A 15,141-nucleotide genomic window follows, 5' to 3' on the forward strand; every position below is an offset into this window, starting at 1 on the left:
GCGTGTCATCAATTCTGGCCACAATCCTTGTCCCATCAGCGCTGCCACGCCCGACCCAAAAAACAGGCTAGGGGCTGTAAGCGTTAATTATCGGTTCATCAGCAGTTCATTGATGACAGCCCCTAGGGTCTCTAGAGTTAAATAATCACGCCTAGAGACCCTGGCGTTAGTTATTTAAGGTGTTGTTTTAAGGGTTGGGCTGCTGCTCGGGTCGATACTCTCGTAACCAGCAGCGCTCTAAAAAGCGCACCTGGTGCAAATACCAAAACCGCCAGGGATTATAGACGGTTTTATAGTTTCGACAAAAAACGGGTTGATAAAGATAGGGTAGGAGGGGAAACCGCATTGTTCTGAATAGGTTTGATAAATAGTGACGAAGCTGAGATAGCATTCGCTTAATGGCTTATTCTGAGGGCAATACAACCTTCGACCGGGCTGCTTCCTCAGTATAGGCAGATGAAAAAAGAGACCCAACACTGGATCTCTTAGATGGAAAGATATTTAATAATCGAACACAGAATTTATACTGCTGGCTAAATATAGCCGTCGCGCGAAGGGCAAGACGGCTCTACAAATGACCCACAATCGATCGCTCAACGCGAGTTCGCCGTCTCAGGCTTGCCAACAGGCGGTTGATACTGCCCTAGAGACTGTTACCAATTAGCCGCTGATGCTCAAAGAATCAGGGATTACAGCCCCTAGCCCACTTTTTGAGTCGGGCGTGACAATGCTGTGGCATCAAAACTTTAGCCGGAATTGATAACGCGCTCTAGGCAAACAAGCCAGTACATAAAAGGCAAAAGGGCGTTGATAGACTTATCAACGCCCCAATGCACAAACTGCTTAATCAATAAAATGGAGCTGACGGGAGTCGAACCCGTGTCCGCTCTGAGTATTAACACACCACTCATTCACAGGCTTAGCCCGTCTAATCCTCAGGGCCGGAACCGCCACTTATCCCGGACGGCGGGATTCTCTGGCTAAGTCTTTGTCAATGGATCCACCAGAGGAGATTCATCAACGCATCCGTTGGGGTTTGTCCATAGCTCTTAACGGAGTCAAACTATGAACGCTCGCTAACTAAGTTAGATCTAAACTAGGTTTAGACTATGCGGCAACAGGTGCAGCTTTACGAGCAAAAGGAACGATAGTGTTCGCAGTTACGTTTGTTTTGAGCCTTTATTTGCGAGAGTAGACTCCCTCTCGGCCTGTATCACAGCGTGACTTTCGTCAAAACGTCGAAACCGTTACAGCCCCCTAAGGTGAACTTAGTTTAATTATAGATCACTGGTATGGCTATGGGGGTTATAGACACGGCGACTATGGGCAGGTTTGTGGCCTGCGCTGTTGCTCTTGGCTCTGGGGATCAAGGATTTAGCAGTATGGTGTTGTTTTGGCTCTCTACGGTCGGGTAGGCTGCTGAACAGCAAAATGTGAATGTCATAAAGCCCTTGACCCTAGACAAAGTCGTGGCTAGAGCGCCTGAACGACCTTCGCGTGTGTTCTTAGGGAAGCAGGCAAAAATTCAGCCCTTGCCAGGTATAAATCCCTTATGGGGTTAATAATCTTTCGTAAACTCGATGGGGTAACCATCAAAGTATAATATTTACTTAATAGTTCTGTTTAAGGCGGGGGCTACCTATTATCGGCAGCATACGCCTAAGCAGGCTCCAGATTATTAACTTCCTTTCATAGTTACCCCAACATTTCGCCCCTTGGGCGGCTGTTTGCAGCAATAAGGACTTTTCCCCTATGACCACGACCAACGACTCTAGCAACGGTAGTGCCGATACCCCCGAAAAAGAAGCTGCCCGCCCTGGCCGAGGCAACCGCACTAAGCGCAATGCTTCGACGGGCGGCATTGTGAAGGCCAGCCCTGACAACGGCGACGTTTTGGTGCTGTCTGACAACACCCGAGTTGTTGAAACCGATACCCTGCCCAACCACCGACCCATTGCTTTGGGCACCTTTGAGGTTGTAGGCACGCTCGATCGCGCTGGCGTTCGCCCCATTGGCGCTAATACTTTTGAGATTTCGACCATCGACACGCTGCCTGGGCACCGTCCAGTGGCCGTGAGCACCCTACACATTGCTGATATTCACACGCTGCCCGGCGATCGCCCCATTGCTGACAACGATGATGTAGATCCTCCGGTTTCTATTCTGATGGGCTACCTCGACTAGTCGCTGGCTCTAACCAATAAAAAAGCTCCTCGCCAGCGAGGAGCTTTTTTATTAAAAACCTAAAGACCAGGGGCCTGGCGACAATGCAGAGAACTCTGGATCGGCTCAGTGGGCACCTGGTCTTTGATGATACTTAACTTTACACAGCAGCTACAGCAGCGGCAGCGGGGTAGACGCTAACTTTCTTGCCGCTCTTGCCGCGACGCTCAAAGGTAACAACGCCGTCTACTAGGGCAAACAGAGTGTCGTCACCGCCGCGACCGACGTTTTCACCGGGGTGAATTTTGGTGCCCCGCTGCCGAATCAAAATGTTGCCTGCGCGCACGGCTTCGCCGCCATAGCGCTTAACGCCCAAGCGCTTAGCGTTTGAGTCGCGCCCGTTACGAGTACTACCGGTACCTTTCTTGTGAGCCATGGTATCGTCCTTAACCTACCTACTGTTTAATTTAGCGCGAGATGGGGGTGCCGGGCTACTCGGCGTCAGCATCGGCTGCTTCTGCTGCGGCCGGGGCTGCTTGGGCGGCGGCTTCGCCTGCGATCGCCTTACCGTTCACCTGAATCGAATTGATCATCACTCGAGTCAGCTCTTGACGGTGGCCCTGCTTTTTGCGAGTTTTCTTTTTGGGCTGCATCTTGTAGACGATGACTTTGCGGCCCCGCAGGTGGCTGACAACGCTGCCGGTCACGGTCGCCCCGTCTACTACGGGCTGGCCTACTAACGCTTCGCCTTCGTTGTCGACAAATAGAACCCGCTCCAGGGTTACTTCGTCGTCAACCTCTAGGGCCAAACGATCAATGTCGTAGAAGCGGCCCGGCTCGACCCGGAGCTGCTTACCACCGGCTTCAACAATTGCGTACGTCATTTCTTTTACCTCATAACCGCCGTACAGGTGCCAACTGACCCCAGGCTGGGGCTCCACGCATGGAGGCGTTAGCCTTAGGAACCTGATCCGAGCGCATAAACACAGTCTTTTATTATTCCAACTGGGTTCTTGCTCTGTCAAGGGGTTAGGCGCAAAGGCTTTGGGAAAGTGCCGATTTGTCCTGATGGGTCGAGGTTTGGTGTGGAAAAGAAACTGGGAGTTCTACACCGGGCGCAAATATTGGGAGTGCAAGTATGGATGTTTGGCTTTTGGCGGCTCAGCTAATGTTGAGCGGCGCGGCTACTCCGCCGGAAAAGGCTGGTGTGGCGGAAGCTGATGCGCTGGCCCTCGGGGTTAGTCCACCGACCATCGCGCCGCTGTCTCCGTCTCAGGCTGACCTCTCTAAGTCCTTAGATCAGGCGGTCTACTCCAATGGCCTTAAGAGCGATCGCACGATGGCGGTGGTGGCCCCGGCGACGACCCAGCAAACCCCCTCTATGGAAGCTGCCATCAACCGTTGGCCTAGCCCCGACCAGGTGATGACCCCGGGCCGCCGTCCTTCGCCAGCGTTGGGCACTGCTCATTTCAAACCTGTTACCGGCTCGCAGCTCTACCAGTTTCGCGCGGCGGCCCTGGCCGCTGGTGAGCTATACGCCCAGGCGGTACCCCAGCGGTACATTGACCAGTGGCAGCGGGCGTTTACATCGCCGACCTACAGCGATTGGCAGGGGCTGCTGGCCGCCGAGGCCGCGACAATGGCGCACCGTCAGGGAGAGGCCCCTCTGGCCGTGATGGTAGGCGACTCGTTGGCCCTGTGGCTACCCGTGGACGAACTACCCCCCGGCCAGCTCTGGCTCAACCAGAGTATCTCGGGCGAAACCACGACCCACATGCTCCAGCGGCTGCACTACTTCGCTGGCACGCGCCCCCAGACGATTCATATTATGGCGGGCATTAATGACCTGAAAAATGGAGTGCCCGAGGCCGAGGTGCTAGACAACCTCTATCACATGATGACTCGCCTCAAGCAGCAGCATCCCCAAGCGCAGCTGGTGATGTACTCTATTTTGCCGACGCGGCTGAGGGAAATACCCAGCGATCGCATTCAGCGCGTCAACCAGCGATTGGCTGCGCTGGCCGTTCACCAGGCGGCTACCTTTGTCGATCTCCAGCCTACCTTTAGCGATGCTCAGGGCTTGCTGCGCCTAGACTTGACTACCGATGGGCTCCACCTCAGTCCCCAAGGGTATAGCCTCTGGCGGGCGGCTCTGGTGAGCCCTTAACCGGCGCTTGTCGCACATCCGTTAGAAGTTGCCTGGGTCTGTTGGGCTTAGGATCGATCCTTTCTGCCTGCCTGAATGGTTCTAGGGGCCTGGATGGTTGAGTAAGCAAACCCGCCAGCAGGCTCATGGGCTACCCAGCCTCCTCAAAGGCTTTCTGAACTTGAACCGGCGTTCCCCTGATTTTGTGGGCTAGGGCCGCGCCATAATAGGATCAGCTATTGCCCTTTGCTCGAGCGAATACCCGTGCCTAAGCGATCTGCCAAACCCAAGCTGGGAAGACTGCAGAAACTCGACCCCACCGACTATTGGCAGACCCCGGCCGATTTTCAGCAGTGGCTAACGGAGCCGGAGACTCTGGAGCTGTTGAGCGAAGCTGTAGGACTCGAGTTGTCGCTGCCGGAAGATGAGGTGCTGTCTGAAGCCTACACCCTGCTGCTAGAAGCCGAGAGCGGGATGCCGCTGCTGCTGGCTGGCCACCTGGGTACGCCTGAAGCTGCTGACCTGGGCAGCCTGTTGGCCTGGGCTGCGGAAGCAGAGGCGACGATGGTCATTTGGGCGGCTCCATCGTTTTCTGAAGATGTTTGCCTCACCTTTGACTGGCTTGAGCAGACGAGTCAGGCGATGTTTTTAGGCGTGGCGGTGGAGCTGTGGAGCATTGGCAAAACCGCCATGGCGGCGAACTTTATACCCGTCTGCGGCGCTGTGGACGATGGTGATGCCGAACTCGAAGAGGCCGAAGCCGCTGACGGTGACGCTGAAGCAGCCCTCCCCGCTGAGCCGGAGCCTGAACCTCTAACCGAGCTGCAGCAGGAAAATTTGAACTTCTGGAGCGGTCTGTGCGATCGCCTCGATCGCGTCGGTAGTCTGGTCAAGTCTGGGTCTCCCTCGATCGAATCAACGATGGGGTTTGCCATTGCCCGGGCCGGGTTTCGCCTCAATGCCATTCTCGATCGCGACCACAGCAGTCTCTACACTGAGCTGCTGCTATCGGGGATTGATGCCCAGCCTCACTTTCACCTGCTGGCCCAGGAGCGCGAGGCGATCGCCGACGACATTGGCCTGCCGCTGATTTGGGATGGAGCCGGGGATCAGACCTGTATGGTGGCCAGCGCCCTGACGGATGTTAATTTGGGCGATCGCAGCCTGTGGCCCACCTACCAGGCCTGGTTTTGTGACTGCCTAGAGCGTTTTTATGAAACCTTCTTTGACCGCATCAAGCAGCTCGACGCCAACAGCTACCAGCCCCTGCCGCGTCATCGAGCCACCGGCTTGAACGATGCGCTGATTTTGCCAGCGCAGCCTCGGGGGTGAGGGGGTGGATGGGTGGGCGGGTAGATGGGTGGATGAGTGGGTGGGTAGGTGAATAAGCGCGATGTCTGCTGAGGCTTGCCCTTGTGGGAGTGGTCAAATCTTTGGGAGTTGCTGCCAGCCCTATTTGCTGGGATCTGTGTCGGCTCCGACGGCGGAGGCTCTGATGCGATCGCGCTATACCGCTTACCACCAGGGCGATATTGACTATTTAATTGCAACCCATCACCCTACCCAGCGGTATGGGGGGCAGCGGGCGGCTATTGTGCAGAGCGTGGCCACGACTCGCTGGTTGAGCTTGCGGGTACTGGCTACCGAGGCGGGACAGATAGCCGATCGCCAGGGCGTGGTCGAATTTGTGGCCTACTACGAAGACCCCAAGCCGGGGCAGGTGCACGAGCGATCGCGTTTTGTGCGTCAGAAAGAGCGCTGGTTCTACGTCGATGGTGACGCCCTGCCGCCGCTGGTGCCCAAACGCAGCGATCCCTGCTGGTGCGGCAGCGGCAAAAAGTACAAAGCCTGCCACGGGCGCTGAGGGAATGTTTAAGAATTACCGCCAATGGTGCTCTGGCCTCGCCCAGGCCATCCATACTCAGAACAATTTGCCAAGCACCATTCATTGCAGCTATGACAGATTTCACTACCATCCAGCCCGCCGAGGAGGTTGTGCTAACGCCTGAGGTAATCGATCGGGTGCGTGAGGGGGTAGCCATTTCCCAAGATCCGGTTGTGCGGCAGTGCATTGCCGACGATCTGACCGAGCTTAGTGCGATCGCGGCAGGTACCGCCGACCAGCGCGTGAGCGGTTGGTTTCGCCGCTGGGTGATGCGCCGCCTGATCAAAAGCTTCTTTCGGGTGCGAATTGAGAATCCAGAGCACATTCCCACCCAGCCCAACGTGCTGACCGCCAACCACCTCAGCCATTTAGATCCATTCCTGCTGTTGGCCTTCTGCCCGTCCTACCCCTACTACTACATCCTGGGTGATGCCCGTACGCTGTACAACAAGTGGTGGAAGCGTTGGCTAATTGGCTGGGCCGGAGGCGTCATCCCCCTGGAGCGCTGGTGGAAGGAAGAAGTCGCCGTCATGGTCGCCGCTGACAGTGGCCACGGCGACCTTGTTCCCCTCGCCGCCGCAATCCGTGACCACGTGCCCAACGGCAGCTCTATTCAGCAAATGCGGCAAATTGATCAGGCGGTGCAGTCGCTGCTGGCTCGGGGCGACGGTATTATGCTGTTTCCCGAAGGTCGCCTGGGAGAGCAGGAAGGTCAAATGCACGCGCTCAAGCGAGGTTCTGTGCTCTACGCTATGCGATCGGGGGTGCCCATCTATCCGGTAGCGATTATTGGGACTAAAACCCTCTACTTTCGCAAGCGGCTAACTCTGCGGTTTGGGCCGCCAGTGCATGTGCCCCACCAGCCCAGGCCCAAGCGCGCCGCGATCGACGCCGCCCTTGCCGACCTGGAGCAGGCCTTTCAGGACTTGCTGCCAGCCAACTACCAAGAACCCCAGGGACCGAAGCTGCTCAACCACTGGCTCAACCACCTGTTTTGGTAACGCTAGGTCGGCCCGCCACGTCGGTGCAGGTTAAAGCCACACAAACATAGCCTTAGCTAGTTCACTGAGGGTAGGTTCAACCAACCGCAAAACTGGAGCAGCAACCCGGCGTATAGCTGTCGCCAATAGATTGCTTTAAAGAACGCCCTAACCCCTCATGCAGCGGCTATACCCACAGCTTACGCCGCAGCACTAAACCGTCGCTCAGACTGTATTTTTGAAAGCCCTTAACGAGACTTGAACTCGTGACCTCTCCCTTACCAAGGGAGTGCTCTACCGCTGAGCTATAAGGGCAAATTGTCGTGGATGGGCCGGGCTGGATTCGAACCAGCGTAGGCGTAGCCAGCGGATTTACAGTCCGCCCCCATTAACCACTCGGGCACCGACCCGCCCTGTCCACGATTTATAATCCTAGCATGGAAGGGGAATTAGTTTTGGTCAGTCTAAAAAAGTTTTGCGCCTAAGTTTTGCGCCTAAGGGGTGGCTTGCTCATTGGGCATAGATGAACCAGGCCAGAACCCAACCAACTAAAAGCCCCAGCCCGCCAAACCGCACGGCTTGCCAAAAGGGTTCTTGCAGATGTTGCCAGCTCACGATCCGGCTGGCCAGCTCCAGCTCAAAGTTGTCGGCGGTTTCCTGCAGCCGGGCTATTTCCTGTACCGATTGCTGGGTATCGGTTGGGGGCGCGTTCTGCAGCTGCTGTAGCTGCACCAGGTTAGCAACCCCAGCTTTGAGCTGGCGCACGCGCATCTCAAGCCCCTCTAGCTGCTGCATTAGATCGGCTAGACGAGGAGTTTCGGGGGTATCGCCAATTGCGCCTCGCTGGCTGTGGTATCGCTTTCGCCAATGGCCTGGGTTCATTAGTGCAAAATATGTATAGAGAAGAGTTTCGCCTGCGGCATTCTGCTGCATTCTAAGGCAGGGTATATCTTCTAGTTAACCCCAACTGGTTTCGGTAATTATGGCTTTTTCGTTTGATCCATCGATGACGCCTCAGGCTCCAGTCCAAGCTGCTAAGCCTGCCGCTGAGCTGAGCGACCTAGAACTGGCGCAGCTGTTGGCGGAGCGACTGGCGATTAAACCGATCGACTGGCACCGACTAAACCGCGATCGCCGAATGCGAGCCAGCGAACAACTGGCGGCAGCGCTGGTGTTTTTGCTCAAACAAAATTCTGAAGAAGCCCTGGTTCGAGTTGAACAGGCCGCAGGTTGGCTAAATCACAGCCTGCAAGCGCCCCCTTGCCCCACCCACGGGGAGCGCAAGACGCGCTTACCCGATGACTAAACCCAATGACTAGACGCGCTACAAAACGCTAGTGAATCAGCGGCAGTCGGCGGGGCTGCCGCACGACCTTGCTCAGATGTAGCTCGCGCCCGTCGTTGTACCAACTCACTTGATCAAAGACTTGATAAAGAATGTAGAGCCCACGCCCACACTCTCCGGGGTGGGAGGCGCAATTTTTGTCTTTAGCTTCGTCACAACCGCAGGGGTAGCTAAAGCCACTGCCCTGGTCTGCAATTATCCACCACAGGTGAGACGCCGAGGCGGTATACCGCACCGAAATGCATTTGGCCGGATCAAGGCCGTTACCATGCTTGGCGGCATTGACGAGTGCTTCTTGCAAACCAAGGCGCACCTCAGCATGCCAAGGGGGGGGGACATCTTTTAGCAGAAGCTCTAGTACGGGCTGCAAATACAGCGTGGATACAAAGCTCAGGGTGTCCCACTTTTGCTGCTGTGCAGGTGGAGAAGTTGCAATCACTCAGGCCATCTCCAATGTCTTGAGTTGAATAGTTGTAGGAAAGCCTGACCAAAGGGACAGACATTAATCAATCAAAATCAGTCTTTAACAACCAATAAACTATTTTTATTTTTTATGTGTTGCTTGGAATTAAGCTATGTGCTTCACCCTTTGCAACGTTTACCTAACAACCGCAGGGGGCAGGGGTTTGTTTAAGCCAGAACTCAAACTAATGCGAACGCCACGGTCGTAGTAATAAGATCACTATTTCACTATAGCAAACTTTGCCAGGGCCTCGTCAACGGTTGTTAATCTGAGGCGAAACCACCCTTACTAAGGCTCTATTACCTAGACAAAACTCTATTTATTACTGCCAAGATTTTGAGCAAACAACAGTAAAGCGATCGCGCCTAAGCCCGATCTTTGCTGCTTTGAAACGCAATATGAGGAAAAAGTTGCGCAATGTTAAGTAGCTTGAGCACGATTGGCTCAAGCAAGGAATTTTAGTTGTTGCCCAGATGCTGTTGGGCAGCACCGGCCACAATCTCAGACTCATCCTGGGTGAGCTGCTGTAGCGCGGCCTGGGCTTCGGGGTCTGAGAACTGAGCTAGAGCCTGCACCAGTCGGTGGCGCACTTGCCAGTCAGGATGGCTGGTATGGTTGAGTAGTAGGGGCAGGGCACGGCGATCGCCTAGTTCGCCCAGGGCACCAATGGCGGCGGTAGCAATTAGCTCATTGTCAGAGCCCAGCGCTTCTTGTAGGAGTTCAAAGGCGTTCGGTTCGCCCAGTTCACCCAGGGCTGCCACTATGCTAAATTTTACCAGCCATTCTTCAGTGCTGTGATACAGGGCCGCCAGCTCGGGATAGGCGCTTTTCAGCTTTAGTCCGCCAATGGTATCGGCGGCGGCGGCCTGCACGTCGGGTTCGGGGTCACTGGTGAGCGATCGCAGCAGCAGCGGTTCTACCGTGGCGATATCTTGCTGGCCCAGGCTGGAGATCTGGCTAATAGCGGCATAGCGCACGCGGGCATTGCCGTCGTTAGCGGCAAGCTGCACCAGCTCAAAGGCCTCTTCGGGAGCCAATTCGCGCAGTTGATTAACGGCCCGCAACCGATCCCCGTAGTCATCGGAGTGGAGCAGTTCTCGAACCGAGTCTGGGGTAGTAGCCATTTGTACAGGTGAACACAATTCTGCTGTATCTACTATCGACTATTTTGGGGATCAGCGATAGGGGTAGGTGGGTAGGTGGGTGGATGGGTAAGTGGGTAGATGGGTAAGTTTTTGCTCATCGCTCGCCTACTCGCCCACTCATTCGCTCGCCTACTTTTGCCTACTCGCCCACTCGCCCACTCGCCCACTCATTCGCTCGCCTACTTTTGCCTACTCGCCCACTCGCCCACTCGCCCACTCGCCTACTTTTGCCTACTCGCCCACTCGCCCACTCATTCACTCGCCTACGTATAGCTATTCGCCATTTCGCGTACAATGTCGCCTCGGGTGAGAATGCCGACCACCTGCTGTTCGCTGTTAACCACGGGCAGTCGCCGCACTTGCTTGTCGTGCATCAAATGGGCGGCTTCGCGCAGCGTTTGATCGGGGGCAATGGTAACAACGCGATCGGTCATCACGTCTTTGACCAGCTGGCCCAGGGCTTTGTGGAGTTCCTGGTTGTACTGGTTAGGAGTTTTTAGATAGATAACGCTGTCGAGCAGGGTGATGTAGGTAGGCATCTCAATGCCAGTGGTTTGCCACATCAGGTCAGATTCTGACAAAATACCCACTAAATTGTGGTCTGCGTTAATAACCGGCAGGCCACCGACGTGATTGTCGGCCATCAGCTGAATGGCGTCCTTCAACACGGTGTCGGGGGTCACCGAGATGGGGTTTGGGGTCATCACGTCTGCAACGGTTTTGGCCATAGGATTGGTCTCAGTGCGTTTAATTTCATTCTAAAAAGGTTCTCGGCTAACCGGTTGGCTGTCACAGGTCGTTACAGTAGTGCTCTAGAATCTCGGCGCAGCGGGCGATCGCACCCAGATGGGCAATTTCGTAGCCGTGGGTGTTGTGGGTAGGAAAGCTCAGACAGGCCGCCCGCGACACATGGCCAAACTTCATTGCGATTGAGCCATCGCTGCCAAAGCCGCTGATAATAGCCATCTGCACCGGCAGGTTGTGTGCGGCGGCAGCGCGACACAGCTCGGCGTTGAGCCCTTCATCGTAGAGGCCGTAGGCATCCTGACTGAGGAGGACGGGTATTTCCCCCGCCTGGATGGGATATTCTGCTGCCAGAGGGCAAATCTCTAGGGCGATTAGGGCTTCTAGGCGGTGGCGCTGGGAGAAATAGAGGGCTCCGATCGCGCCCACCTCTTCTTTGGCCGAGGCCACCAGATACACGGTGACGGGAGGCTCCTTCAAACGTTCTGCCAGGGTGAGCAAAATGGCCAAAGAGGCTTTGTTGTCGAGGGTGTAGCTGGCGATGTGATCGCCCATACGAAAGGGCTGCTTGCGGTGCTTGCCCACCACCACCCGCGTGCCAGGGCGAATACCAGCGGCGGCGAGCTCTTCAGGCGATCGCTTGGTCTCAATCCAGGCGGTTTCCCAGGTGACGGGCTTGCTCTCCTGCTGGGCCTTGTGGGGCGACTCGTGGGAGACATGGCGCGAGCCAAAGCTCAAAATACCGCTAATGGTCTGATGATCCCCGAGCAAATCCATCACCCCTTCGCCATAGACCCAGGGAAACGAGCCGCCCAGCTTGCGTACCGACACCCGGCCATCGGTGTAGATGCTTTTGACCAGAGTGCCAATTTCGTCTTTATGAGCGGTAATGGCAATGGCACGGCTGTCGTCGCGTCCAGGGATTTTAGCAATGATGTTGTCGGCCTCGTCGCGCCAGTGCTCTACCTCCAAACGGGCCAGGGCGTCAGTGAGATACTGATTGATGTCGTCCTCCGCGCCGCTGGGGGAGTGGCACATGACCATATCGGTGATTTGATTGAACAGGTCGTCGTAGGGCATGGGGTAGATGAAGATAAGGACGGTGAGGAGAATGAAGCGTAAAAGAACTCTGAAGGGTTGATTCTCGATCTTATCTACTCCTTCCCTACAACCTCATCCTTTTGTCCCCACCCTGCGGGAAGCCGCTGCGCGTCTACAGCTCCTCATCCTTACCCCTCCTCCGTTAGCTCCGACTCTCGCTTGGGCTTTCTAAAAACAACAAAGTCTTTCTCAAGCTTGTGCATCTACTACCTAAATCTCCTTGGGTGCGCTGGGGGATCGGGTTTGGGATTGGACTCCTGCTGTTTGTGGGAGTCAGTAGCCAGTTTCACAGCGAGGCTACACTGCCCACGCTCGATCCTCTGCCGCAGGACCCTTACATTCGTGCGTATTTTAATCAAAACCAGGCGGCGACCTATACAGACCCCTACCGCCACATTACTCGGCACGGGGATAACCTGGAGCAGGTGGTGATCGATGCGATCGCGACTGCCCAATCGTCTATTGATATTGCGGTGCACGAATTTTCGCTACCGGGAATTGCCCATGCCCTCAGTCAGCAAAAGGCGGCTGGGGTAGAGGTTAGGGTGGTAGTCGAAAACACCTACAGCACCCCGATGGCGAAACGGGGCAATCCGGCAGCTTTTGCCCAGCTTGATGAACAATCTGAGGCGAAGGCCAGCGACCTGTACGCCTTTATCGATGCCAACCAGGACGGGGTGCTGAGTGATGGGGAATTGCGCGATCGCGACGCCCTGACCATTTTGGCTGCGGCCAACATTCCCCTGATCGATGACACCGCCGATGGCAGCAAGGGCAGCGGCCTGATGCACCACAAATTTATGGTGATCGATGGCCGCACCGTGGTCACAGGCTCGGCGAACTGGACTTTGAGCTGCACCCATGGCGACTTTGCCGACCCCGATAGCCGGGGCAACGCCAACAGCATGTTGGTGATTGACAGTCCACCGCTGGCCCAGCGGTATCAAGCAGAATTTAGCGCGATGTGGGGCGACGGCCCTGGCGGTCGGCCCGATAGCCTTTTTGGTCTGCAAAAGCCCTATCGCGCTTCGGGGCTGGTTTCTACCCCTGGCTCGGTATTGGAGGTGCAGTTTTCGCCGACCTCAAAGACGAAGCCTTGGGCGCAGAGCGTTAACGGGCTGATTGCCAAGACGCTGGGCCAGGCCACCCAGAGCCTGCACCTGGCGCTGTTTGTATTCTCTGAGCAGGCGATTAGCAGCCAGCTGCTGCCTCTGGCCAATCGAGGGGTGCCAATCAAAACCCTGATCGACCCCAGTTTTGCCTACCGCAGCTACAGCGAAGGCCTCGATATGCTGGGGGTAGCGCTGCCCGACCACAACTGCAAACGCGACGGCAGCGTGCCCTGGGCTAACCCCATCGCCACAGTAGGAGTGCCTGCGCTACCGCCGGGCGACAAGCTGCACCACAAATTTGCGGTGCTCGACCAAGCAACTGTGCTAGTGGGTTCGCAAAATTGGAGTCAGGCGGCCAACACTACCAATGACGAAAATCTGCTGGTGATTCACAATGTCACCGTGGCGGCCCACTTTGAGCGCGAATTTCAGCGGTTGTACGATGGCGCTAGCTTAGGTCTAACGCCGCAGCTGCAGGGCGCGATCGCCCAGCAAAAACAGCAGTGTGGCTTCTAGGCAGCAGGAGGGCCAAACCACAGGGCCTTGGCCTCGCTCCAGCTGACGCGATCGCTGAGCATATCTTGAGCAATTAGCTCTTCTATGTGCGTTGACCTAAGCTTGAGCCATCTGAGGGTTTGCTGCACGCTCCAGCCTCGGTACTGAGCAATGTGCCGAATCTGCTGCAGGGTAATGGTGGGTGTTACACCCTTGAACCAGCCGTTGAGTACCTGGGGCGGTACTTGCAGCGCTGCCGCCAGGTGTTGCAAACTACCACGCTCAGCCAGTTCTAGCTTGAGCCAATCAACCAGCGCCTGCACATTCCACGGATAGTAGGTTGTACTCATTGAGCAAAATCTCGTTGCGTCAACTCTATAGAACTATAGATTTATGCCTGGGTCTGCCGTTGCTTAGCTCCCGGCAATTCTTTTCATGATCTGATTATTTTTCCTTGCTAACTTCTAGCAGGACTGCATCTAACTATTCTGTTTGTACGTAAACGACTAATGACTTCTGATTCTGCTCACGATGCTTCTCTAGCTAGGCTGACCCACTGAGAGGCTCAGCGTGGATCCTGCGTGTCCTGCTGATTACCAAAATCATCCTGAGGACTATCCAGAGGACGGGCTTCTAGGCCATACTGAAGCAATATCCTGAGGATTGTCCAGAGGATGGCGATGAACCCCGGGGAAATTGATCGGTATCCAGTTAACCAGCTGCAAGACCGCTATAGCCTGGCTCGCAGCGCTGTGTACAAACGCATGGAGCAGCTCGGCATTTCGCCAAAGAAAGTAGGGCAGCGATCGTATATCGGTGCCCAAGAGCTTCGCGTCATGGATGAACTGCATACCTTCATTAACCAGGGTGGCAGCGCAGCTGAATTTATTGAAGCGCGGGGACTGCGCAAGCGACCAAGTAATAATGGCAATGGCCAGTCGAGTAGCGGGTCTGCTTTGGCCACTACCCCCGGCGACTTTGGTGGATTAATTAGCGCCATTGTTTCTGAAGTCATAGGCCGGGTGGGCATGGGGCCTGAACCTGACCCCCTCAAGTATTTTGAAACCCTTGAAAATGCAGCTCGCAACGGCTGGCTGTTTAGCACCAGCGAGCTGGCTGGGCTAATGGACTTGTCGCCTAGAGAAGTGGAGGGTTTTGGCGATCGCTTCTCTGAAGCTGGGTTTGTCTTCAGCCGCTCTGGGTATCGAAAAAACGGCGAAATTGCGTGGAAGGTCACAAAGCGTTTAAAATAAAAAGACCAGCACTGCAATGCTGGTCTAAATGCAAGTTAGTTGTTTTCTTTTTTTCCTTTGGTGGTGATGTTGGTGGTAGCACTGGCATCACCTCTCTTTTTGGAGGGGTGACGGGTTGTTAACCGCTCTGGCGTCAAGAGTTTGCCAGCGGGAGCTATACCCACCAGTGGGGGCGGTGTCTCCCTGGGCCCTTCAACCTTGGTCTTAGTCTAACACGTCCTGAGGACAATCCTGAGGACGTTATCAAAATATTCCTGAGGACTTTCCTGAGGACATTCAGGTATCTAGTGGTTTACAGGCGTGATCCTT

The 15,141-nt window shown here is 55.5% G+C and carries 16 protein-coding genes, 2 tRNA genes and 1 other RNA gene; 8 read left to right on the forward strand and 11 right to left on the reverse strand.

All coding sequences use genetic code 11. The annotated features are described in order from the left end of the window. Positions 1 to 853: 853 nt before the first annotated feature. Positions 854 to 1,257, reverse strand: a transfer-messenger RNA (tmRNA) gene (ssrA, locus tag IQ265_RS19795). Positions 1,258 to 1,752: 495 nt separating this feature from the next. Between ssrA and IQ265_RS19800 the strand changes: the two genes are divergently transcribed. Beyond that, positions 1,753 to 2,184 carry a hypothetical protein gene (locus tag IQ265_RS19800; protein ID WP_194056747.1) on the forward strand — a complete coding sequence of 144 codons (432 nt, stop codon included), beginning with the start codon at positions 1,753 to 1,755 and terminating at the stop codon, positions 2,182 to 2,184. Positions 2,185 to 2,323: 139 nt separating this feature from the next. On the opposite strand, the gene rpmA is transcribed toward IQ265_RS19800, so the two are convergent. Together rpmA and rplU are read right to left on the reverse strand one after the other, a co-directional pair. Beyond that, positions 2,324 to 2,599 carry a 50S ribosomal protein L27 gene (rpmA, locus tag IQ265_RS19805; protein ID WP_194056749.1) on the reverse strand — a complete coding sequence of 92 codons (276 nt, stop codon included), beginning with the start codon at positions 2,597 to 2,599 and terminating at the stop codon, positions 2,324 to 2,326. A 55-nt stretch (positions 2,600 to 2,654) separates the two neighbouring features. Beyond that, positions 2,655 to 3,047, reverse strand: a complete 393-nt coding sequence (rplU, locus tag IQ265_RS19810) for a 50S ribosomal protein L21 (RefSeq protein WP_194056751.1) — start codon at positions 3,045 to 3,047, stop codon at positions 2,655 to 2,657. Positions 3,048 to 3,301: 254 nt separating this feature from the next. Here rplU and IQ265_RS19815 point away from each other — a divergent pair, with 254 nt between their 5' ends. The 4 genes from IQ265_RS19815 to IQ265_RS19830 all read left to right on the forward strand — a co-directional run bounded on the left by IQ265_RS19815 (position 3,302) and on the right by IQ265_RS19830 (position 7,195). Continuing rightward, entirely contained in the window at positions 3,302 to 4,330 is a 1,029-nt protein-coding gene (locus tag IQ265_RS19815) for a GDSL-type esterase/lipase family protein (protein WP_194056753.1), read from the forward strand. 243 nt (positions 4,331 to 4,573) lie between these two features. Next, positions 4,574 to 5,641, forward strand: coding sequence for a DUF4268 domain-containing protein (locus tag IQ265_RS30690; protein WP_194056755.1), 1,068 nt, complete (start codon positions 4,574 to 4,576; stop codon positions 5,639 to 5,641). Positions 5,642 to 5,702: 61 nt separating this feature from the next. After that, positions 5,703 to 6,173, forward strand: a complete 471-nt coding sequence (locus IQ265_RS19825) for a YchJ family protein (RefSeq protein ID WP_194056757.1) — start codon at positions 5,703 to 5,705, stop codon at positions 6,171 to 6,173. Between the two features lie 92 nt (positions 6,174 to 6,265). After that, complete coding sequence (locus tag IQ265_RS19830; RefSeq protein ID WP_194056759.1) at positions 6,266 to 7,195, forward strand: lysophospholipid acyltransferase family protein; 930 nt, start codon at positions 6,266 to 6,268, stop codon at positions 7,193 to 7,195. A gap of 222 nt (positions 7,196 to 7,417) precedes the next feature. Here the strand turns inward: IQ265_RS19830 and IQ265_RS19835 are convergent. The 3 genes from IQ265_RS19835 to IQ265_RS19845 form a co-directional block, all read right to left on the reverse strand. Then, positions 7,418 to 7,489 (reverse strand) — tRNA-Thr (locus IQ265_RS19835). A gap of 13 nt (positions 7,490 to 7,502) precedes the next feature. Beyond that, positions 7,503 to 7,584 (reverse strand) — tRNA-Tyr (locus tag IQ265_RS19840). Between the two features lie 100 nt (positions 7,585 to 7,684). Beyond that, positions 7,685 to 8,056, reverse strand: a complete 372-nt coding sequence (locus tag IQ265_RS19845; protein ID WP_194056761.1) for a DUF2203 domain-containing protein — start codon at positions 8,054 to 8,056, stop codon at positions 7,685 to 7,687. A 124-nt stretch (positions 8,057 to 8,180) separates the two neighbouring features. On the opposite strand from IQ265_RS19845, the gene IQ265_RS19850 reads away from it, so the two are divergent. Next, on the forward strand, positions 8,181 to 8,480 hold the full coding sequence (locus IQ265_RS19850) for a DUF6439 family protein (protein ID WP_194056874.1): 300 nt from the start codon (positions 8,181 to 8,183) through the stop codon (positions 8,478 to 8,480). 28 nt (positions 8,481 to 8,508) lie between these two features. Here IQ265_RS19850 and IQ265_RS19855 read toward each other — a convergent pair whose 3' ends face one another. From IQ265_RS19855 to IQ265_RS19870, 4 genes are all read right to left on the reverse strand, one after another. Next, complete coding sequence (locus tag IQ265_RS19855) at positions 8,509 to 8,958, reverse strand: ATP-binding protein (RefSeq protein WP_194056763.1); 450 nt, start codon at positions 8,956 to 8,958, stop codon at positions 8,509 to 8,511. A 482-nt stretch (positions 8,959 to 9,440) separates the two neighbouring features. Continuing rightward, the gene (gene nblB / locus IQ265_RS19860; protein WP_194056765.1) at positions 9,441 to 10,106 is read right to left on the reverse strand and encodes a phycobilisome degradation protein NblB; all 666 of its coding nucleotides are present in this window, start codon (positions 10,104 to 10,106) and stop codon (positions 9,441 to 9,443) included. Between the two features lie 284 nt (positions 10,107 to 10,390). Further along, entirely contained in the window at positions 10,391 to 10,855 is a 465-nt protein-coding gene (locus IQ265_RS19865) for a CBS domain-containing protein (protein ID WP_194056767.1), read from the reverse strand. 61 nt (positions 10,856 to 10,916) lie between these two features. After that, a complete protein-coding gene (locus IQ265_RS19870; RefSeq protein WP_194056769.1) occupies positions 10,917 to 11,951 on the reverse strand; it encodes a M42 family peptidase in 1,035 nt (344 codons plus the stop codon). A 287-nt stretch (positions 11,952 to 12,238) separates the two neighbouring features. Between IQ265_RS19870 and IQ265_RS19875 the strand changes: the two genes are divergently transcribed. After that, positions 12,239 to 13,600 (forward strand): phospholipase D-like domain-containing protein, encoded by a 1,362-nt coding sequence (locus IQ265_RS19875; RefSeq protein ID WP_347404988.1) that lies wholly within the window; start codon positions 12,239 to 12,241, stop codon positions 13,598 to 13,600. Here IQ265_RS19875 and IQ265_RS19880 read toward each other — a convergent pair. Further along, positions 13,597 to 13,929 carry a hypothetical protein gene (locus IQ265_RS19880; protein ID WP_194056773.1) on the reverse strand — a complete coding sequence of 111 codons (333 nt, stop codon included), beginning with the start codon at positions 13,927 to 13,929 and terminating at the stop codon, positions 13,597 to 13,599. The two genes, IQ265_RS19875 and IQ265_RS19880, sit on opposite strands and share 4 nt — an antisense overlap. A 324-nt stretch (positions 13,930 to 14,253) precedes the next feature. Between IQ265_RS19880 and IQ265_RS19885 the strand changes: the two genes are divergently transcribed. Further along, a complete protein-coding gene (locus tag IQ265_RS19885; RefSeq protein WP_228038186.1) occupies positions 14,254 to 14,832 on the forward strand; it encodes a hypothetical protein in 579 nt (192 codons plus the stop codon). Positions 14,833 to 15,141: the final 309 nt, after the last annotated feature.

This window comes from Nodosilinea sp. LEGE 06152, assembly GCF_015207525.1.
GTDB lineage: Bacteria > Cyanobacteriota > Cyanobacteriia > Phormidesmidales > Phormidesmidaceae > Nodosilinea.